Annotated in this window: 16 protein-coding genes; 9 read left to right on the forward strand and 7 right to left on the reverse strand. The window is 69.3% G+C overall.

All coding sequences use genetic code 11. The annotated features are described in order from the left end of the window. The first annotated feature begins 231 nt into the window (after window positions 1–231). From ACZ3H8_RS05925 to glgB, 4 genes are all read left to right on the forward strand, one after another. Entirely contained in the window at window positions 232–2241 is a 2010-nt protein-coding gene (locus tag ACZ3H8_RS05925; protein ID WP_467398031.1) for an alpha-1,4-glucan--maltose-1-phosphate maltosyltransferase, read from the forward strand. Further along, window positions 2238–3944, forward strand: coding sequence for a maltose alpha-D-glucosyltransferase (gene treS / locus ACZ3H8_RS05930; RefSeq protein ID WP_467398033.1), 1707 nt, complete (start codon window positions 2238–2240; stop codon window positions 3942–3944). The genes ACZ3H8_RS05925 and treS overlap by 4 nt, the downstream gene beginning before the upstream one ends. 164 nt (window positions 3945–4108) lie before the next feature. Continuing rightward, window positions 4109–5497, forward strand: coding sequence for a maltokinase N-terminal cap-like domain-containing protein (locus ACZ3H8_RS05935; RefSeq protein ID WP_467398036.1), 1389 nt, complete (start codon window positions 4109–4111; stop codon window positions 5495–5497). Window positions 5498–5598: 101 nt separating this feature from the next. Beyond that, window positions 5599–7863, forward strand: a complete 2265-nt coding sequence (gene glgB / locus ACZ3H8_RS05940) for a 1,4-alpha-glucan branching enzyme (protein WP_467399908.1) — start codon at window positions 5599–5601, stop codon at window positions 7861–7863. Window positions 7864–7901: 38 nt separating this feature from the next. Here the strand turns inward: glgB and ACZ3H8_RS05945 are convergent, their stop codons facing one another. Continuing rightward, window positions 7902–10187, reverse strand: a complete 2286-nt coding sequence (locus tag ACZ3H8_RS05945; protein ID WP_467398038.1) for a HelD family protein — start codon at window positions 10185–10187, stop codon at window positions 7902–7904. A gap of 296 nt (window positions 10188–10483) precedes the next feature. On the opposite strand from ACZ3H8_RS05945, the gene ACZ3H8_RS05950 reads away from it, so the two are divergent. Further along, window positions 10484–11503, forward strand: coding sequence for an alpha/beta fold hydrolase (locus ACZ3H8_RS05950; protein ID WP_467398041.1), 1020 nt, complete (start codon window positions 10484–10486; stop codon window positions 11501–11503). A 78-nt stretch (window positions 11504–11581) separates the two neighbouring features. Here the strand turns inward: ACZ3H8_RS05950 and ACZ3H8_RS05955 are convergent, their stop codons facing one another. The 5 genes from ACZ3H8_RS05955 to ACZ3H8_RS05975 form a co-directional block, all read right to left on the reverse strand. Further along, entirely contained in the window at window positions 11582–11959 is a 378-nt protein-coding gene (locus tag ACZ3H8_RS05955) for a VOC family protein (RefSeq protein ID WP_467398043.1), read from the reverse strand. Between the two features lie 77 nt (window positions 11960–12036). Continuing rightward, window positions 12037–12369 (reverse strand): thioredoxin, encoded by a 333-nt coding sequence (gene trxA, locus ACZ3H8_RS05960; protein ID WP_467398046.1) that lies wholly within the window; start codon window positions 12367–12369, stop codon window positions 12037–12039. Between the two features lie 3 nt (window positions 12370–12372). Beyond that, entirely contained in the window at window positions 12373–12765 is a 393-nt protein-coding gene (locus ACZ3H8_RS05965) for a MerR family transcriptional regulator (protein WP_467398048.1), read from the reverse strand. Between the two features lie 43 nt (window positions 12766–12808). After that, window positions 12809–13693 (reverse strand): NAD(P)-dependent oxidoreductase, encoded by an 885-nt coding sequence (locus ACZ3H8_RS05970; protein WP_467398049.1) that lies wholly within the window; start codon window positions 13691–13693, stop codon window positions 12809–12811. A gap of 51 nt (window positions 13694–13744) precedes the next feature. Then, window positions 13745–14098 (reverse strand): hypothetical protein, encoded by a 354-nt coding sequence (locus ACZ3H8_RS05975; RefSeq protein WP_467398052.1) that lies wholly within the window; start codon window positions 14096–14098, stop codon window positions 13745–13747. Between ACZ3H8_RS05975 and ACZ3H8_RS05980 the strand changes: the two genes are divergently transcribed. Both ACZ3H8_RS05980 and ACZ3H8_RS05985 read left to right on the forward strand, forming a co-directional pair. Next, window positions 14082–15554 (forward strand): glycoside hydrolase family 16 protein, encoded by a 1473-nt coding sequence (locus ACZ3H8_RS05980; RefSeq protein ID WP_467398054.1) that lies wholly within the window; start codon window positions 14082–14084, stop codon window positions 15552–15554. The two genes, ACZ3H8_RS05975 and ACZ3H8_RS05980, sit on opposite strands and share 17 nt — an antisense overlap. A gap of 17 nt (window positions 15555–15571) precedes the next feature. After that, window positions 15572–16513, forward strand: coding sequence for a DUF1996 domain-containing protein (locus tag ACZ3H8_RS05985; protein ID WP_467398057.1), 942 nt, complete (start codon window positions 15572–15574; stop codon window positions 16511–16513). Window positions 16514–16648: 135 nt separating this feature from the next. On the opposite strand, the gene ACZ3H8_RS05990 is transcribed toward ACZ3H8_RS05985, so the two are convergent. Further along, window positions 16649–18046, reverse strand: coding sequence for a cation:dicarboxylate symporter family transporter (locus ACZ3H8_RS05990; RefSeq protein WP_467398059.1), 1398 nt, complete (start codon window positions 18044–18046; stop codon window positions 16649–16651). A gap of 127 nt (window positions 18047–18173) precedes the next feature. Between ACZ3H8_RS05990 and ACZ3H8_RS05995 the strand changes: the two genes are divergently transcribed. Further along, entirely contained in the window at window positions 18174–19820 is a 1647-nt protein-coding gene (locus ACZ3H8_RS05995; protein WP_467398063.1) for a sensor histidine kinase, read from the forward strand. Between the two features lie 76 nt (window positions 19821–19896). Then, window positions 19897–20583, forward strand: coding sequence for a response regulator (locus tag ACZ3H8_RS06000; RefSeq protein ID WP_467398065.1), 687 nt, complete (start codon window positions 19897–19899; stop codon window positions 20581–20583). Window positions 20584–20648 lie beyond the last annotated feature (65 nt).

The following is a 20648-nucleotide window of genomic DNA, read 5'->3' on the forward strand; positions in this document are numbered from 1 at the left end:
GTTAACAATCCACCGGATTGCCCACCCGAACCCCATGGGAAGGCTCATGCGGTACGCAGGCCACCGCACCCCTCTCAACATTCTTTCCGCCCACCCGAGTGAACGCGGACAGGAGCGGCCATGCCCGCAGCACGCCAGTCGTCGACCGAGCAGCTACAAAGAAACACCCGTATCCCTAAAACGGCACATCCCGCCCAATCCACCCTGCTCGCACAGCCCTCAGGTGATCTCATGATCGGTCGCATCCCCGTCCTGGACGTCCGCCCCCAAGTCGACTGCGGAAGAAGGCCCGCAAAAGCCGTGACCGGTGAGACCTTCCAGGTCACCGCCACCGTGTTCCGCGAGGGCCATGACGCGGTGGCCGCCAACGTCGTTCTGCGCGACCCGAGCGGACGCCCCGGACCCTGGAGCCCCATGCGCGAACTCGCGCCCGGCACCGACCGGTGGGGCGCCGATGTCACGCCGGACTCCGAAGGGCGCTGGACGTACGCCGTCGAGGCCTGGAGCGACCCGGTCGCCACCTGGCGGCACAACGCACAGATCAAGATCCCCGCCGGCATCGACACCGCGCTGGTGCTCGCCGAGGGCGCCGCGCTGTACGAGCGCGCCGCTGCCGGGGTGCCCAAGCGCGACGGCCGGGAGGCCGTGCTCGCCGCCGTCGACGCGCTGCGTGACGAGGCGCGGCCCGCCGCCGCCCGGCTCGCCGCGGCCCTCGCCCCCGACGCCCGCGCCGCGCTCACCCGCCACCCGTTGCGCGAACTGGTCACCGCCTCCCGCCCGTTGTCCCTCATCGTCGAGCGCCGGCGCGCGCTCTTCGGCTCCTGGTACGAGCTGTTCCCGCGCTCCGAGGGCGCCGTCGTCACCGAGGGTGAGCCGCCCGTATCCGGCACCTTCCGCACCGCCGCCGAGCGGCTGCCGGCGGTCGCCGCGATGGGATTCGACGTCGTCTATCTGCCGCCCGTCCACCCCATCGGCACCACCCACCGCAAGGGCCCCAACAACACCCTCTCCCCCGGCGCCCACGATGTCGGCGTCCCCTGGGCCATCGGCTCCGCAGACGGCGGTCACGACGCGCTCCACGCCGATCTCGGCACGTTCGACGACTTCGACCACTTCGTCGAGACGGCGCGCGGCCTGCGCATGGAGGTCGCCCTGGACTTCGCGCTCCAGTGCTCGCCCGACCACCCCTGGGTGGAGAAGCACCCCGAGTGGTTCCACCACCGCGCCGACGGCTCCATCGCCTACGCCGAGAACCCGCCCAAGAAGTACCAGGACATCTACCCGGTGGCCTTCGACCAGGACTTGCGCGGGCTGGTCAATGAGACCGTGCGCATCCTGCGCTTCTGGATGGACCACGGCGTACGGATCTTCCGCGTCGACAACCCGCACACCAAGCCCGTCGTCTTCTGGGAGAAGGTGATCACGGACATCAACCGCTCGGACCCGGACGTGGTCTTCCTGGCCGAGGCGTTCACCCGCCCGGCGATGATGCACACCCTCGCCGCCATCGGCTTCCAGCAGTCGTACACGTACTTCACCTGGCGCAACACCAAGCAGGAGCTGACCGAGTACCTCACCGAGCTCTCCGGCGACTCCGCCTCGTACATGCGCCCCAACTTCTTTGTGAACACCCCGGACATCCTGCACGCCTACCTCCAGCACGGCGGCCGCCCGGCGTTCGAGGTGCGGGCGGTGCTCGCCGCGACGCTGTCGCCTTCCTGGGGTGTGTACGCCGGCTACGAACTGTGCGAAAACATCCCGCTGCGCGGCGGAAGCGAGGAGTATCTGGACTCGGAAAAATACCAACTACGGCCGCGTGACTGGGAGTCGGCGGAACGGGAGGGTCGCACCATCACACCCCTGATCACCGCCCTCAACCGGATCCGGCGCCGCCACCCCGCGCTGCAGCAGCTGCGCGACATCCACTTCCACCACACCGACAACGACGCGGTGATCGCCTACTCGAAATCCGCCGAGGGCCCTTCGGGACCGGACACCGGCGACACCGTCATTGTGATCGCCAACCTCGACCCCCACCACACCCAGGAGGCCACGGTCTCGTTGGACATGCCGCACCTCGGCCTCGACTGGCACGAGAGCGCACCGGTGCGCGACGAGCTCACCGGCGAGACCTATCACTGGGGCAGGGCCAACTATGTGCGCCTCGAGCCGGGCATCACGCCCGCGCACATCGTCGTTCTGCGACCGTCCCCGCCGATCGGAGGGTCACCCACATCATGATCGTCAATGAACCCGTCCACGACCTGTTCGAGGACACCCCCGCCAAGGACCGCGACCCCGACTGGTTCAAGCGGGCCGTGTTCTACGAAGTCCTGGTGCGATCCTTCCAGGACAGCAACGGCGACGGCATCGGCGACCTCAAGGGCATCACCGCCAAGCTGGACTATCTGCAGTGGCTGGGCGTCGACTGCCTTTGGCTGCCACCCTTCTTCAAGTCCCCTCTGCGGGACGGCGGTTACGACGTCTCCGACTACACCGCCGTCCTTCCCGACTTCGGCGACCTGGCCGACTTCGTGGAGTTCGTGGACGCCGCACACCAGCGCGGCATGCGCGTCATCATCGACTTCGTCATGAACCACACCAGCGATCAGCACCCGTGGTTCCAGGAGTCCCGCAGCAACCCTGAGGGACCCTACGGCGACTACTACGTCTGGGCGGACGACGACAAGCAGTACCAGGACGCCCGGATCATCTTCGTCGACACCGAGACGTCCAACTGGACCTTCGACCCGGTGCGCAAGCAGTACTACTGGCACCGCTTCTTCTCCCACCAGCCGGATCTCAACTACGAGAACCCAGCAGTGCAGGAGGAGATCGTCTCGGCGCTGCGCTTCTGGCTGGACCTGGGTATCGACGGCTTCCGTCTTGACGCCGTGCCGTACCTGTACCAGGAGGAGGGCACCAACTGCGAGAACCTCCCCGCCACCCACTCCTTCCTCAGGCGGGTGCGCAAGGAGATCGACGCGCACTACCCGGACACCGTGCTCCTCGCCGAGGCCAACCAGTGGCCGGAGGACGTCGTCGATTACTTCGGCGACTTCACGGCCGGCGGCGACGAATGCCACATGGCGTTCCACTTCCCGGTGATGCCGCGGATCTTCATGGCCGTACGGCGCGAGTCCCGCTATCCGGTCTCCGAAATTCTCTCCAAGACCCCGGCGATCCCGCAGAACTGTCAGTGGGGCATCTTCCTGCGCAACCACGACGAGCTCACCCTCGAGATGGTCACGGACGAAGAGCGCGACTACATGTACGCGGAGTACGCCAAGGACCCGCGGATGCGCGCCAACATCGGCATCCGTCGCAGGCTCGCCCCGCTGCTGGACAACGACCGCAATCAGATCGAGCTGTTCACGGCGCTGCTGCTGTCACTGCCCGGATCGCCGATTCTGTATTACGGCGACGAGATCGGGATGGGCGACAACATCTGGCTGGGCGACCGGGACGCCGTGCGGACCCCGATGCAGTGGACGCCCGACCGGAACGCCGGATTCTCCTCCTGCGACCCCGGCCGGCTCTATCTGCCCACCATCATGGATCCGGTCTACGGCTACCAGGTCACCAATGTCGAGGCGTCGATGGCCTCGCCGTCCTCGCTGCTGCACTGGACCCGGCGGATGATCGAGATCCGTAAGCAGAACCGCGCCTTCGGGCTCGGCTCGTACACCGAACTACCGTCGTCGAACCCGGCCGTGCTCGCCTTCACCCGCGAGTACAAGGACGATCTCGTGCTCTGCGTGCACAACTTCTCGCGGTTCGCGCAGCCCACCGAGCTCGATCTGCGGGCGTTCAACGGACGGCATCCGGTTGAGCTGATCGGCGGGGTTCGGTTCCCGGCCATCGGCCAGTGGCCCTATCTGCTCACTCTCGCGGGCCACGGCTTCTACTGGTTCCGGATCAGAAAGGACACCGCGACCGGCTGACCCACAAGTAACGAGAGGTACCTCCCGCGGGGCGGTTTCCGCCGCCCCGCACCGGGCACTCTCACCCTCATCCCCGCGCGCCGCCGGACAGCCACAGCTGTAATCCGGGACACTCTGCGCATACAGCGCCATTGGAGTGCATCTCGGGGAAAGGACGCGATGCCATGTCGGAGGCTGCATCCACCCGGACTCCCGTCGCTCTTCTCCCGTCGCTCGCCCCTCTGCTGCACGCCTGGCTGCCCCACCAGCGATGGTTCGCCGGCAAGGGCCACCCGGTCACCGGCTTCTCGCTCGTCTCGGCGACCGAGCTGCTGCCGTTGGACTGCGGGTCGGGTCCCGGGCTGCTGCATATGCTCGTACGGGTGAAGCAGCCGGGGCTTCCTGCCCCCTCCTCGCAGGACTGCTACCAACTCCTCCTCGGCGTACGCGAGACACTGCCGCCGCATCTCGCGCCCGCGCTGATCGGCCATCTGGCCGAGGGCCCGCTGGCCGGGCGGACGGTCTACGAGGGCCTGCACGATCCGCGGCTCGCGGAGCTGATCCTGGAGCGGCTGCGCACGCCGGGCGCTCTCGGGCCGCTCCGCTTCGACCGGTTCGACCGCGCCCCCGCCATCCCCGCCTCTCTCGCCGCGCGCCCGCTGGACGCCGAGCAGTCCAACTCCTCGCTGGTGTACGGCGATGCGTACATCCTCAAGTTCTTCCGCCGCGTTCACCCCGGCCCCAACCCCGATCTGGAGCTGCCGCTCGCGCTGGCCCGCGCCGGGTGCGACCGGGTGCCGGTGCCGGTCGCCTGGTACGAGGCCACTTCGCCCGAGCCGTACACCCTCGGCGTGCTGCAGCCGTTCCTCCGCGGCTCGCAGGACGGCTGGCTGCTCGCGCTGGACTCGCTGGCCGCCGGGCACTCCTTCACCGACGAGGCCCGCGCGCTCGGCCGCGTCACCGCCGAGGTGCACACCGCACTCGCGGGCGAGCTGCCCACCGTGATGCTGCGCCGGCCGCAGACCGAGCACCTGGCGGACGCGATGGCCCAGCGTCTTGAAGCGGCCGCGCAGGCGGTGCCCGCGCTGCTGCCGTATGTGCCACAGCTGCGGACCGCCTTCGACGCACTGGCCGCGCTGGGCAGGCGCGGCCGTGCCTGGCGGGCCCAGCGCGTCCACGGCGATCTCCATCTGGGGCAGACCCTGCGCGGCGGCGGCCCGCACGGCGACGGCCACTGGTCGGTCATCGACTTCGAGGGCGAACCCGCCCGGCCGCTCGGTGAACGCCGCAGGCCGCAGCCCCCGGTGCGCGATGTCGCCGGCATGCTCCGCTCGTTCGACTACGCGGCACGCACGCACCGCCCGTGGAACCCCGACTGGGCCGAGCTTTGCCGTACGGCGTACTGCGAGGGCTACGCCGAGGCCGGCGGCGACGATCCGCGCGCCGAGGCCGAACTGCTGCGCGCGTACGAGACGGACAAGGCCGTGTACGAGGTCGTCTACGAGGCCCGGCACCGCCCCGACTGGCTTCCGGTGCCGATGGCGGCGATCGACCGCCTGGCCGCAACCACCTGATCCCCCACTGCCCAAGGAGGCCGACCCCCGTGAGCGCCCGACCCCCGTCCCGCAATTCCTCCGACCCCGATGTGCCCAAACAGGTGGCCGACACCGCGCCCCTGGGGAAGAAGGCGGCAGCGCCGAAGCCGCGTGCCGGCGCCAGCCATGGCGTGCGGGCCGCCCGGCCGCTCGATGACGGTGACCGGGAGCGGCTGCTGGCCGGCGCGCATCACGATCCGCACGCGCTGCTCGGCGCGCACGAGATGCGGGGCGGTGTGGAGCTGCGCGTACTGCGTCCGTTCGCGCGGTCGGTGACCGTGCTCGCCAAGGGGCTGCGGGCCGAGCTGCACGAGGACGGCGGCGGGTTCTTCTCGGGTGTGCTGCCGCTGCGCGCGGCCCCGGAGTACCAGCTGCTGGTCGCGTACGACGACGGCACCGACGCCGGGACCGAGATCGAGATCGAGGTGCAGGATCCGTACCGCTTCCTGCCCTCGCTCGGCGAGCTCGATCTGCATCTGATCGGCGAGGGGCGGCACGAGGAGCTGTGGCGGGCGCTGGGCGCGCATCCGATGGCGCACCAGGGCGTCACCGGCACCCGGTTCACGCTGTGGGCACCCAATGCCCGCGGGGTGCGGGTCGTCGGCGACTTCAACTACTGGGACGGCACCGGCCATCCGATGCGCTCGCTCGGCTCGACGGGCATCTGGGAACTGTTCGTTCCCGGCGTCGGCGAGGGAGCGCTCTACAAGTTCGACATCACCCGCCCGGACGGTTCGCACACCCTGCGGGCCGACCCGATGGCGCGGCGCGCCGAGGTGCCGCCCGCCAACGCCTCGATCGTGACCGAATCACACCATGTGTGGCACGACGAGGAGTGGATGGCGCAGCGCGCCGAGCGGCCGTTGCACGAGTCGCCGTTCTCCGTCTACGAGGTGCATCTCTCCTCTTGGCGTCCGGGCCTGACCTACCGCCAACTGGCCGTCCAACTTCCGTCGTACGTAAAGGATTTGGGCTTCACGCATGTGGAGTTCATGCCGGTCGCCGAGCACCCCTTCGGCGGCTCGTGGGGCTATCAGGTCACCGGCTTCTACGCCCCGACCTCCCGGATGGGCACCCCCGACGACTTCCGCCATCTTGTCGACGCCCTGCACCGGGCGGGCATCGGCGTGATCGTCGACTGGGTGCCGGCGCACTTCCCGAAGGACGACTGGGCGCTCGCGGAGTTCGACGGCCGCCCGCTGTACGAGCACGAGGACCCGGCGCGTGCCGCGCACCCCGACTGGGGCACCCTCGAGTTCGACTACGGCCGCAAGGAGGTGCGCAACTTCCTGGTCGCCAACGCGACGTACTGGTGCGAGGAGTTCCACATCGACGGACTGCGGGTGGACGCCGTCGCCTCGATGCTCTACCTCGACTACTCCCGCGAGCAGGGCGAGTGGACGCCGAATGTGCACGGCGGCCGGGAGAACCTGGACGCGGTCGACTTCCTGCAGGAGATGAACGCCACCGTCTACCGGCGCTGCCCCGGCGTCGTGACGATCGCCGAGGAGTCCACGGCCTGGGACGGGGTCACCCGCGCCACCCACCATGTCGGCCCGGGCGGCTTCGGCGGCCTCGGCTTCGGCCTGAAGTGGAACATGGGCTGGATGCACGACTCGCTGGGTTATGTCTCGCACGAGCCGGTGCACCGCAAGTTCCACCACAACGAGATGACGTTCTCGATGGTGTACGCGTACAGCGAGAACTATGTGCTGCCGATCTCGCACGACGAGGTGGTGCACGGCAAGCGGTCGCTGGTGAGCAAGATGCCCGGCGACTGGTGGCAGCAGCGCGCCAACCACCGCGCCTATCTGGGCTTCATGTGGGCCCATCCCGGAAAGCAACTCCTCTTCATGGGCCAGGAGTTCGCGCAGGGCGCGGAGTGGTCGGAGGGCCACGGTCCGGACTGGTGGCTGCTCGACCCGTCCTACGCGGCGGAGCCGGACCACCGCGGGGTGCGGGATCTGGTGCGCGATCTGAACACGGTGTACGGCGCCACCCCCGCGCTCTGGCAGCGGGACACCGACCCCGGGGGCTTCGCCTGGGTGGACGGCGACGCCGCCGAGGACAATGTCTTCGCGTTCCTGCGCTACGACGCCTCGGGCTCGCCGCTGCTCGCCGTGTGCCACTTCTCGCCGGTGGTGCGGCACGAGTACCGGCTCGGTGTGCCGGACGCGGTCCAGGCGTGGACGGAGGCACTCAACACGGACGGGGCGCGGTACGGCGGCAGCGATGTGCTCAACCCGGACCCGCTGAAGCCGGAGTCGGTGCCGTCGCACGGCCGTCCGGCGAGCATTCAGCTGACGCTGCCGCCGCTGGCGACGTTGTGGCTGCGGCCGGCGTGAGCGCCGCGCCCGGACGGGCCTGCCGGAGCGCCTGAAATTCAGGCCCGTCGGGTGACTGAGGACACCACCCCCAGGCGCTGGGTGGCCCGGGTGAGCGCCACATAGAGGTCGTTCGTCCCGTGTTCCGAGCCGGAGCGGATCAGCTCCGGCTCGACGACGATCACCGTGTCGAACTCCAGGCCCTTCGCCTGCCGCGGGTCGAGCAGCACGACGGGCCGGGTGAGGTCCGGTTCGGCCCCTTGGCCGGCATCGGGCAACTCGGCCGCGAGGGCGGCGTGGAGCCCGCCCGGGGCGATCACCGCGAGCCGTCCCTCATGGGGCGCCCCGGCCACCCGCCCGGCGACCGTACGGGCCACTTCGTCCGCGGACACGGACGCCACCCACGGCTTCACGCCCGTCGAGCGCACGGAGCGCGGCGGCTCGAAGGCCGGGTCCTCGCTCCGCCGCACGTCCGCCGCAAGCTCCATGATCTCGGCGGGCGTACGGTAGTTGACCTCGAGGCGGGTGTGCTGCCAGCGGTCGCCGACGTACGGCTCGAGAATGCGCTGCCACGAGCCGCAGCCCGCCGCGTCGCCGGTCTGGGCAGGGTCGCCGACCAGGGTCATGGAGCGGGTGGGGCAGCGGCGCATCAGCAGCCGCCACGCCATCGCGGACAGCTCCTGCGCCTCGTCGACGATGATGTGCCCGAAGGCCCAGGTCCGGTCGGCGGCGGCACGTTCGGCGGCGCTGCGGTGGTCGGCCTCCTCCTGGCGCTCCGCCATCCGCTCGGCGTCGATGATGTCGTGCGCGGCGAGCACTTCGGACTCCTGGTCCTCGAACTCGTACGTCTTCGAGCCCTCGGACAGCTCCAGCACACCCTGCGCGTAGGCGATCCGCTCCTGCCGCTCGGCCTCTTCGGCGGCGCGCTCGGCGCTGTCGTCGACGCCGAGGAGTTCGGCGGCCTCGTCGAGCAGCGGCACATCGGCGGGTGTCCAGGGACCGGCGATACGCCGGACCAACTCGGCGTCCTTCTTGGCCAGTTGCGCCTCGGGCGCGGCGAGGAAGTCCGCGACGAGCTGCTCCGGGGTGAGCAGGGGCCACAGCTCGTCGATCGCCGCGTGCACCTCGGCACTGGTGGCGATCTCCTTGCCGAGCTGGGCGATGTCGTCGAGGCCGAGGAGGTTCGGCCCTCCGAGGGGATCCGCGCCGAGCCGGTCGGTGAGCTGGGCGGTCAGCGCGTCGATGATCCGGAAGGCGAAGTGCGGCCGGGCGAGATTGTGCGGCAGCCCGGTGGCACGGGCACGGTCGCGGGCGTCGTACGCCATCTCACGGTCGAGCCGCAGGATTCCGTACTCCTCGTGGTCGATCTCCAGCGCGGGCCCGGGCAGGTGGTCCGGGTCCTCCTCATCAATCTCGCGGTCGGACTCCGGCGCGGACTCGGGCAGCGCCTGCCGGTCGCGTACGGCACGGGCCAGCACATCGGCCATCTCGGCGCGGCCCTTCACCTCGGCGGCCTCGGGGGTGTCGGCGCCGGTGGCCCGTACACCGGGGAAGAGCTCGGCCATCGTCGACAGCAGCACGCCCGTCTCACCGAGCGAAGGCAGCACCTGGCCGATGTAGCCGAGGAACGCCGGGTTGGGCCCCACGATCAGCACGGCGCGCCTGGCCAGCTGCTCGCGGTGCGCGTAGAGCAGATACGCCGCCCGGTGCAGCGCGACGGCGGTCTTCCCGGTGCCGGGACCTCCCTCGACGACGAGGACGCCGTGCCGTGGTGCCCGGATGATGCGGTCCTGCTCGGCCTGGATGGTCTGCACGATGTCGGCCATCCGCCCGGTGCGCGCGGCCCCGAGCGCGGCGAGCAGAACGGCGTCCGCGTCATGCTCCTCGTACCCGGTGCGGGTGGTGTCGGCGAGGTCGAGGATCTCGTCGTGGAGGGCGGTGACGGTGCGCCCCTTGGTGGTGATGTGCCGCCGCCGGCGCAGCCCCATCGGCTCATGACCGGTGGCGAGGTAAAAGGGCCGGGCGACGGGTGCGCGCCAGTCGATGAGCAGCGGGGTACGTTCCGTATCACCCTCTCGCATTCCGATACGCCCGATGTGATGGTGCACGCCGTCCTTGAGATCGATACGTCCGAAACATAGCCCGGAGTCCACTGCATTCAGCCCGGAGAGCAGCCCGGACTGCTCGGCGACGAGCACATCCCGCTCGACCCGGGCCTGCAAACCGGTGCTGACCTGCCCGATCGTGGTCCGGACTGCGGCTTCGGCCTGCTCGCGGAGTGCGTCGAGGCGCTCGTAGAGCAGAGAGACGAATTGCTGTTCATTATGCAATTCCTCGGTTGACAATTCAGCTCCTGACGCGATATGGTGTCACCAATCAACCTCTCCATGCGCCTAGTTGTGCATGGACGTGAAACACTCAATATTCGCAGAGGAATACCCCGGCCGTCAATTCGGTACCGGGGTGTTTTTGTGCGCCGAGAAGTCCGGTGCACGAGAGAGTGACGGTCTGGGGCGCACGGCCGGAGCTGCGGCCGTGCGGGCCCGTGCACGACCTGGTGGCTGCCGGCCGCTGCCATGCCCCGCCCGCTCGCTGCATCGCGCCGACTTCTGCGTGGCACCCGCGTGCTGGGCGAGCGTGATTGATCAAGATTGACGCTAGGCTCGGCGGCAACGTCACGCTGGAGTGTTTGATGCGAAAATGCCTTCCGGTCTTCAGCATTGTGTTGGCTGCGGCAGCACCGATCGCATTGTCGGGGTGCGACAGCACCTCGCTCGAAACCAACACCGCAGCCGCCCGGGCCCCTACGCCGGCGGCCGAGGAGTTCTCCGGCCAGGTCGATATAGGCGGCGGTCGGAAAATCTATCTGCACTGCAAAGGAAGCGGGAGCCCCACGGTCATTCTGGAGTCCGGGTTCCACGACTCGTCCGACACCTGGAACGTGACCGATACACAACCGCCCGTGCCGAAGTCCCCAGCGGTCTTCCCCGGTGTCGCAACGTTCACCCGTGTTTGCGAATACGACCGGCCCGGAACCATCCGGTATACGAAGCCCCCCACACTCACCGCGCGCAGCACGCCCGTGACCGGCCCGCGCTCCTTGACGAGCATGGTCGGTGATCTCGACAAGCTGCTGACAGCGGCGAAAGTCCCCGGCCCGTACCTACTCGTCGGCCACTCCTTCGGAGGAATGGTCACGCGGCTGTACGCCCAGATCCATCCGAAACAGACGGCCGGCCTTGTCTTCGTCGACGCCTTCGGAACGAACATGAAGCCGTTCTTCGGCAAGGACTGGACGTCCTACCTGGGGTTGCTCAACCATCCCGGTACAGCCCTCGACACAAAACGTGGATTCGAGACCATTGACGTCGACGGTGCAATCGAAGCAGTTACCAGAGCGCAACCGATGCCGGAAACCCTCGCCGTTCTCAGTAAGACGAAGCCCTTCGCCCTTCCGCCCGGAAGCCCGAAGTCTCTCCTGACAAGCCTTGAGCGGGCCTGGCCGAAAGTTCAGCAGACACTGGTGGAACTGGAGCCGCAGACCCCCCATTTCCTGGCCACGGGAAGCGATCACTACGTGCAGATCCGTGATCCTGACCTGACGATCAGCGCAATCAGGCTTGTCGTCGGCCGTGTCAATAACGGGTCACCGTCTACATAGGTGGGCGGATCCGCCTGAAGAGGGCGGGGTGGCCGGGACGTCCTGGTGAACGAACTCCGGGCATCCGGTCGCCTGCGCTCAGTGGCGGACAAGGCAGAAAGGATGCCCCGCCGGGTCCGCATAGATACGCCAGCTCCGCCCGTCAGCGCCGTCATCCAGCACCGTCGCGCCCCGGACCAGCACCTGCTCCTGCGCTCGATCCAGGTCCGCAACACCGAAGTCCAGATGGAACTGCTGGGGCCGGGCGGGATCCGGCCACTGCGGTGGCCGGTAATCCGCTGCCCGCTGGAAAGCGAGCACAAGACCGGACGGCGAGTGCAGCGTCGCCCAGTCCTCGTCGAACGCCCACCGCTGATCCTGCTGATTGACCGTCCCGCCGATCAGTGAGCGGTAGAACTCGGCAAGTTGCACTGGCTCGGGGCAGTCCAGCACCACACACTGCAGGTCAGCTATCACAACCAGATCCTAAGCGGCCACGAGAGAACGCACGGACGGACCCCGTCGCCCGATCCCCAAGTTCGCCGAGGTACTGCCTAGATCACGTCCTCCAGCTCCTGGAGCAGCCGCCGCTTCGGACGCGCGCCCACCATCGACTTCACCGGCTCGCCCTCGCGGAACACCATCAGCGTCGGCATCGACAGCACGCCGTACCGCGTCGTGATCTCCGGGTTGGTGTCCACATCAAGCTGCACGACCTTCAGCCGGCCGGTCTCCTCGCTCGCGAGCGCGCTCAGCACCGGCGCGAGCTGGCGGCACGGGCCGCACCAGTCCGCAGTGAACTCGACCAGGACCGGGCGGTCCGCCCCCAGCACCTCGGCGTCGAAGTCCGCGTCCGTCACCGCGGCGACGCCCTCTGCCTGAATCATTCGTCAGCCTCCGAATTCACAACGTGGTTCCGGTCCGGCCGGCAGCTCCGCCTCGGCCCGCGCGAGCTGTGCCCCGACCTGGGCGCGCACCGACTGCAACTGCTCTATCAGCGTGTCCAGTTCGCCGAGCTTCGCCCGGTACACGGCGAGCGAGGCGGGGCAGGAGTCCCCCGCCGGATGGCCGGCGCGCAGGCAGTCGACGAACGGTCTGGTCTCCTCCAGGTCGAACCCGAAATCCTGCAAGGTCCGGATCTGCTGGAGCAGCCGCACATCGTCCTCGTTGTAGGAGCGGTAGCCGTTCACCGCGCGCCGGGCGGGCAGGAGCCCGCGGGACTCGTAGTAGCGCAGGGTGCGTGTGGTGGTGCCCGCCCGCTCCGCCAGCTCGCCGATTCGCATGTCTTCGACGGTAATCCTTGACGTCGGCGTCAAGGCAAGCGGTTCAGTCCCGCAATACCTCGTACGTGCTCGCCCAGTCGTCGGAGCCGTGGCCCTTCGCAATCGCCCGGTCCGCGACGGACTTGACGGCCTCCAGCTGGGAGACGTCGAGCCCGCGGGTGCGCGCGGCGTGCAGGATGTGCTCGACGCCCGCGGCCATCATGCCGAGGTTGGCCTGCGCCCCCGGGTAGCTGCCCGCGTCGATGTTGGCCGCCGTGTACTCCGCGATGGGCGGCAGGATCTGGACGATGGTGTTCAGATACGGGGCGATGTCGGCGGCCTTGACCCCGTCTGCCGTGGCCAGTGCATACGCGTGCACCAGGCCCGAGATGCTGCCGTAGAAGAAGTCGAGCAACGACAGGTCATAGAGCGCGGCGAGCCCGGGGTCCGTGCCGACGAAGGCGGCTTTGCCGCCCAGCGACTTCAGGGTGGACTCGTAGCGCTCGAAAGCTCCCTGCGCTCCGGAGTAGAAGAGCAGCGCATCGGGCGAGCCGATCAGCGGGGTCGGCACCATCACCGCGCCGTCCAGGTAACTGATGCCGTGGGACTCCGCCCAGGCCGCCGCCTCGCGGGAGCGCTCGGGGGTGTCGGAGGTGAGGTTGACCAGGACGCGGCCCGCGAGGGCGTCGGCGAGCGGGGCCAGGATCGCGTGGGACGCGTCGTAGTCGACCACGCAGACAATGGTCAATTCAGTTGCGCGTACGGCCTCTTCGGCGGTGGCGGCGAGGACCGCGCCACGTGCGACGAGCTCGTCACCCTTGCCCTGAGAGCGGTTCCATACGGTGGTGGGGTGGCCTGCGTCGAGTAGGGCGCCGGCGAGCGCCTGGCCCATCGCGCCGAGGCCGATGACGGTGACAGAAGTAAGGGGGGTGTTCTCGGTGGTGGACATGACCGCAATGCTTCTTCGCCACGCACTCCCCCACAAGTACCTACAAATAAGTCAGGTACCCACCGATAGGTAAACATCGAGGTCAGCGCGGTCAGCTCTGCGGCGGCAGCAGCGGCTTGGCTTCCGCTCCTGCGGCGACGTCAGCGGCTTGGCTTCCGCTCCAGCGGCGACGTCAGCACGATCGGCGTCGCTGTACGCCCCCAGCGCCGAGATCTGCTCCAGCACGTCCCCGCTCCTGACCAGCCATTCAGCACAGCTACCCGATGTCTTCAGGAAGTTAACGGTGCCCAGCCATTGACGGCCGCACTGCATACATCTACAAAACTGTTTGAGAGCGCTCTCAACCCTCCCGACACCACCCTCGGCACCACCCTCCCGGAGGTGTTCCTTGAGCACGAGCCGCATCAAACGCACCCCCTTCCTCACCATCCTCGTCGCCCTCGCCGTCGCCCTCGCCGGCTTCATCGCCGTCACCGGCGCGGGGTCGGCGCGCGGCGACGTACCCCCCACGCCCGGCTGGAACCTCCAGTGGAGCGACGACTTCAACGGCGCCAACAGAACCCTGCCGTCGTCCGCCAACTGGCAGATCGACCTCGGGCACGCCTACCCCGGCGGGCCCGGCAACTGGGGCACCGGTGAAATCCAGAACTACACCAACAACCCCGACAACCTCAGCCACGACGGCAACGGCAATCTGCGCATCACCCCGCTCCGGGACGGTGCGGGAAACTGGACCTCCGGCCGTATCGAAACCCAGCGCGCCAACTTCAAGGCCCCGGCGGGCGGCACCCTGCGTATCGAGAGCCGTATCCAGATGCCGAATGTGACCGGCCAGGCCGCGCTCGGCTACTGGCCCGCCTTCTGGGCCCTCGGCGCCCCGTACCGCGGCAACTTCTGGAACTGGCCGTCCATCGGCGAGTTCGACATCATGGAGAACGTCAACGGCATCAACTCCGTCTGGGGTGTGCTGCACTGCGGGGTCAACCCCGGCGGCCCCTGCAACGAGACCAGCGGAATCGCCAACAACCGTGCCTGCCCCGGCGCCAGTTGCCAGTCCGCCTTCCACACGTACCGCTTCGAGTGGGACCGCTCCCTGTCCCCCAATGAGCTGCGCTGGTACGTGGACGGCCAGCTCTTCCACAGCGTCAACCAGAACCGCGTGGACGCCGGGACCTGGGCGAACATGACCGATCACGCGGGCTACTTCATTCTGCTCAATGTCGCGATCGGCGGCGCGTTCCCCGACGCCCTGGCCGGCAAGACCCCGACGGCCGCGACCGTCCCCGGCCGCCCCATGCTCGTCGACTACGTCGCCGTCTGGACCAGGGGCGGTGGCGGCGACCCGACGACCCCGCCCACCACCGATCCGCCCACCACCCCGCCGCCGTCCGGCTCCTCGCAGCTGTATCTGCGTACGGGAGGCGGCGCGGGCGACGCCGCGGCATCGGCCTCGACGGTGAGCCTGGCGTCGGCGGGCGGCGCCAACTACGACGGCACCCCGCACAACCCGCAGGTCTTCACCTCTTCCGGGATCACCCGGAAATACAACGGCGGGTCGACACAGTTCGATCTCTTCGTCGACGCGGGCTCCACGGTCGCCAACGGCCAGCAGGTCAGGGTGAGTTACGACCGTACGGGCGACGGCACCTGGGACCGGACGGAGACGTACAACTACTTCGCCACCGACCCCGTGGCGGGCTATGAGCACTACACGCAGGTGAAGGGCCTGAAGTCGTCCACCGGACCGCTCGGCGATCTCGCGAACGGCAAGGTCCGGATCGAGGTCTGGAGCGCCATCGGCGGCGGCCCCAGCACGGTCGGCGTCGGCAACCAGTCCGTCGTACGCATCCCCTTCGACTGACCGATCAGGAGGAACACATGCTCCGCCGACTGCTCGCGAGCACCGCCGCCGTGATCTTCCTGGTCACGGCGGGATGGGTGACCACGAGGATCGACTCACCAGCCCCCGATGCGGCCTCGCGCCACGCGGGCCACGCGTACACCTTCACCAAGGCCCAGCAGGCCGCGATCGTCGCGCAGGCGGCGGCCCCGTTGCGCGGCAGCGAATTCCGTGCGGACTGCTTCTCCAGCCACCGCCAGGGCGACGACCCGATCGTCTTCCCCGGCCAGGCGGGCCGCTCGCACATCCATGAGTTCTACGGGAACAGGACCGCCGACGCGGCCTCGACGCTCCAGTCGCTGGCCGCCGGCACCACCAACTGCACGCCGAAGACGGACCTTTCCTCGTACTGGACCCCCACCCTCTACCAGAACGGAGCCCCGGTGGCCCCCGAGCGGGTCACCGTCTACTACCAGGGCATCACCGACCACACCCGTGCCGTCGCCCATCCGCGCGGTCTGCGGTATGTCGTCGGCAACGCCCTGGCCACCTCCCCCGACCAGAATCCCGCCGCACGCTGGTCGTGCGTGGGCCGGCCGGAGTCCAGCCGGGACTTCATCAACTGCCCGCCCGGCACCAAGCTGGAGAACTATCTGGACTTCCCCACCTGCTGGGACGGAAAGAACCTGGACAGCGCGAACCACCGGGACCACATGGCGTACGCGGCGGGGCAGACCTGCCCGGCCTCGCACCCCGTGGTCGTGCCGCGGCTCGAGCTGCTGATCACCTGGCCGGTCAACGGCGGCGGGCTCACCCTCGCGGGCACCAGGAACGGCGCCAATGTCACGAACGCGCCCGGCTACACCTTCCACGGCGATTTCTTCAACGCCTGGGACGACGGTGAGCTGAAGCGCCGGGTGGCCAACTGCATCAACGCGGGCTACATCTGCGGGACGGACGGCAATCCGATCCAGCAGTGACTCATCCGTTTCCGGGTCCGGGATGCCCAGCGGCCTGCGGGTCAGGGCGTCCCGGACCGCGGTCAGCGGCTGGTCGGTGGGCCGGCCCGTCAGGCCGCCCGCCGCCCAGCCGCTGCACGACTCGCCCGCCAACCGTCAGACCTTGGCGCGCACCCCGTCCGCGTCCCGCTGCTCCGGCAGGTCCGTGTCCGCGCCATCGACCACAGCCACGTCCTCGACCGCCTCCGGCATCCCGTGACCGTCGTCGAGCAGCGTCTTCTCGTCGAACGGCAGCCGCCCGGCCAGCACCTCTTCGACCTGCGCCCTGTCGATCTCCTTCGTCCACGTTCCGATCAGCACCGTCGCGACCGCGTTGCCCGCGAAGTTGGTCAGCGCACGCGCCTCGCTCATGAAGCGGTCGATACCGACGATCAGTCCGACGCCGTCGACCAGCTCCGGCCGGTGCGACTGCAGACCGCCCGCCAGCGTGGCCAGCCCGGCTCCGCTGACGCCTGCCGCTCCCTTCGACGCGACGAAGAGGAAGAGGAGAAGCGGGATCTGCTCCCCGAGCGACATCGGGTTGCCCATCGAGTCCGCGATGAAGAGCGAGGCCATCGTCATGTAGATCATCGTGCCGTCGAGGTTGAAGGAGTAGCCCGTCGGGACGGTGATACCGACCACCGGCTTGCTCACGCCCAAGTGCTCCATCTTCGCGATGAGCCGCGGGAGCGCGGACTCGGAGGAGGAGGTGGACAGGATCAGCAGGAACTCACGGCCCAGGTACTTGAAGAGCGTGAGGATGTTGAGACCCGCCACGATGCGCAGCAGCGCGGCGAGCACGATGAAGACGAAGAGGAAGCAGGTGATGTAGAAGCCGATCATGAGCACGGCGAGGCTCTTGAGGGCGTCCAGACCGGCGGAGCCGGTGACGGCGGCGATCGCGCCGAAGGCACCGATCGGCGCGGCCCACATCACCATGGCGAGGATGCGGAAGACGAGCCGCTGAATGTGCTCGACACCGCGCAGCACCGGCTCACCGACCGAACCCATGGCCTGCAGCGCGAAGCCGACGAGCAGCGCGACGAGGAGAGTCTGCAGGACCTCGCCCGCGGTGAAGGCGGAGACCATCGTGGTCGGGATGATCCCGAGCAGGAATTCGACCGTGTCCTTGGCCTCCTCCGCCACCTGGCCCTGGCCCGCCTCCTTGACCGCGTCGGTCACCGCCAGGCCGTCACCCGGGTGCAGGATGTTGCCGACGACCAGGCCGATGGTCAGGGCGACCAGCGACATGACCATGAAGTAGCCGAGCGCGATGCCGCCGACCGCGCCGACCTTTGCGGCCTTTCGTACCGAGCCGATGCCCAGCACGATCGTGCAGAAGATGATCGGCGAGATCATCATCTTGATCAGGTTCACGAAGCCGGTACCGAGCGGCTTGAGCTCAGTGGCGAACTCGGGGGCGACCAGGCCCACGGCGATGCCGAGCACGACCGCGATGATCACGGCGATATAGAGATAGTGGGTACGATCCCGCCTGACGGCTCCAGCAGCCACGGGGTGCCTCCTCGTTGATTTGGGCGTCCATGTCCCGATGGATGTCCGTGACTATTCACGAGGCTGTGACAGGGGTCACCGTTGCGTGCGTTTCGTTCACATGAAAACGGCCAGGCAGACTTGTTACATGCGCATACCCGTTGCCCGCAGCCTCGCCGGCCAGCTCTTCGCCATGCAGGTCGTGCTGGTCGCCGCGATCGTGGCGGGCTGCGCGCTCTTCGCGTACTTCACCGACCGCTCGCAGGCCGAGGAGACCGCGCGCCTGCAGTCCAGGGCCACGGCGGCGGCCGCCGCGCGCTCACCCTCCGTCATCGAGGCCGCGCGCTCCGACAACCCGTCGCGCCGGCTCCAGCCGTACGCGGAGGCACTGCGCAAGACCACGGGGGTCAACTTCGTGGTGATCATGGCCCCGGACGGGACGCGCTGGACGCACCCGGAGCCGGGCCAGATCGGCAAGACGTATCTGGGGCACATCGGCCCTGCGCTGCGGGGCAAGGTGCACAGCGAGACATACGTGGGCACGCTCGGCTCCTCGGTGCGGACGGTGGTCCCCGTATACGACGGCAAGAAGATCACCGGGCTCGTCAGCGCGGGCATCACCGTCCAGAAGATCAGCGAGCAGGCGCGCAAGCAGGTCACCGCGCTGCTCGGCGTTGCGGGGGCGGCGCTCGCACTGGGCGGCATCGGCACATACGTGATCAACGCGCGGCTGCGGCGGCATACTCACGGCATGAACGCGGCCGAGCTGAGCCATATGCACGACTACCACCAGGCCGCGCTGCACGCCGTGCGCGAGGGGCTGATGATGCTCGACGGGCAGCGGCGGATCGCCCTGTTCAACGACGGCGCGCGCGAGCTCCTCGGACTGGACGACGACGCGGTCGGCCGCCCGGTGGCCGAGCTCGGGCTGCCGGCCCCGCTCATGGGCGCGCTGCTGGCGTCCGAGCCGCGGGTCGACGAGGTGCATCTGACCGCCGACCGCGTCGTCGTCGTGAACACCAGCCCGGTCGTCGGTGCCAAGCAGCGCGGGACCGTGGTCACGCTCCGCGACCACACCGAACTCCAGGCGCTCTCGGGGGAGTTGGACTCCGAGCGCGGCTTCACCCAGGCCCTGCGCTCACAGGCGCACGAGGCGGCCAACCGCCTCCACACGGTCGTCTCGCTGATCGAGCTCGGCCGTGCGGACGAGGCCGTCGACTTCGCGACCGCCGAGCTGGAACTGGCCCAGGACCTGACCGACCGGGTCGTCGGCGCGGTCGGCGAGCCGGTGCTGGCCGCGCTGCTGCTCGGCAAGACGGCGCAGGCGAACGAGCGCGGCGTTGAGCTGGTCATCACGGAGGACAGCCGGATCGACGACGGGGTCCTTCCGCCGTCGCTGCCGGCGCGTGACCTGGTGACGATCCTGGGCAACCTGATCGACAACGCGGTCGACGCGGCGTCGGAGGCGGCGACGGGGTGGGGCAGCGACCCGCTCGAACCCGGGCCCGTGCCCGGGCGGCCGCTGCGCGCCCGGGTCGCCGTCACGGCGCGCGCGGACCGCGACGAACTGCTGCTGCGCGTCGCGGACTCGGGCGCGGGCATCGACCCGGCCGACGCGGACGAGGTGTTCCGGCGCGGCTGGTCCACGCACGGCGCGGGGCGCGGGCTTGGCCTCGCGCTGGTCAAGCAGGCCGCGCACCGCGGCCGAGGCACGGTGACCCTGGCCCAGGGTCCGGACGGCGGCGCGGAGTTCACCGTACGACTGCCGCTGCAAACGGCGGAGGTCCCGGCATGACCACCACCCAGGCCGTGCCTCCCCCGCGCCCCGCCGCGCCAAGTGCCCGGCCGCCGCGCACCGCGGAGGTGGCCGAGTGAGCAGCGACCCCATCAGAGTTCTCGTCGTCGAGGACGACCCCGTCGCCGCCGACGCGCACGCCCTCTACGTCGGCCGCGTCGCCGGGTTCACCGTCGCCGGGGTCGCGCACTCGCGCGCCGAAGCCGTACGGATTCTCGAACGCGCCGAGGTCGATCTGCTCCTGCTCGACCTGTACCTTCCCGACGGGCACGGCCTCCACCTCGTACGGTCGCTGCGCGCCGCCGGGCACTCGGCCGACGTCATCGCCGTCACCTCCGCCCGCGACCTCGCCATCGTCCGCGAAGGCGTCTCCCTCGGGGTCGTCCAGTACGTCCTGAAGCCCTTCACCTTCGCCACCCTCCGCGACCGCCTCTGCCGGTACGCCGAGTTCCGCGCCGCCGCCGGTGAGGCCAGCGGCCAGGACGAGGTCGACCGGGCGCTCGCCGCGCTCCGGGCGCCCGAGGGCGGCGGTCTGCCCAAAGGGCTCAGCGCCCCCACGCTGGCGGCCGTCACCCGTACCCTGCGCGAATCCGCCACCGGGCTCACCGCCGCCGAGGCCGGCGCCGCCGTCGGCATCTCGCGGATCACCGCGCGCCGCTATCTCGAGCATCTCGTCACCGAAAGGCGGGCCGTGCGCAGCCCGCAGTACGGGCAGATCGGGCGGCCCGAGCTCCAGTACCGCTGGAAGCCCGCCGCACATTGAATGGCCGCCCCAACGACCTTGGCCTGCACGGGGATTGACCTTGTGAACGGGCCGGTCCTACGGTC

This window comes from Streptomyces sp. NPDC002868 (assembly GCF_055563295.1).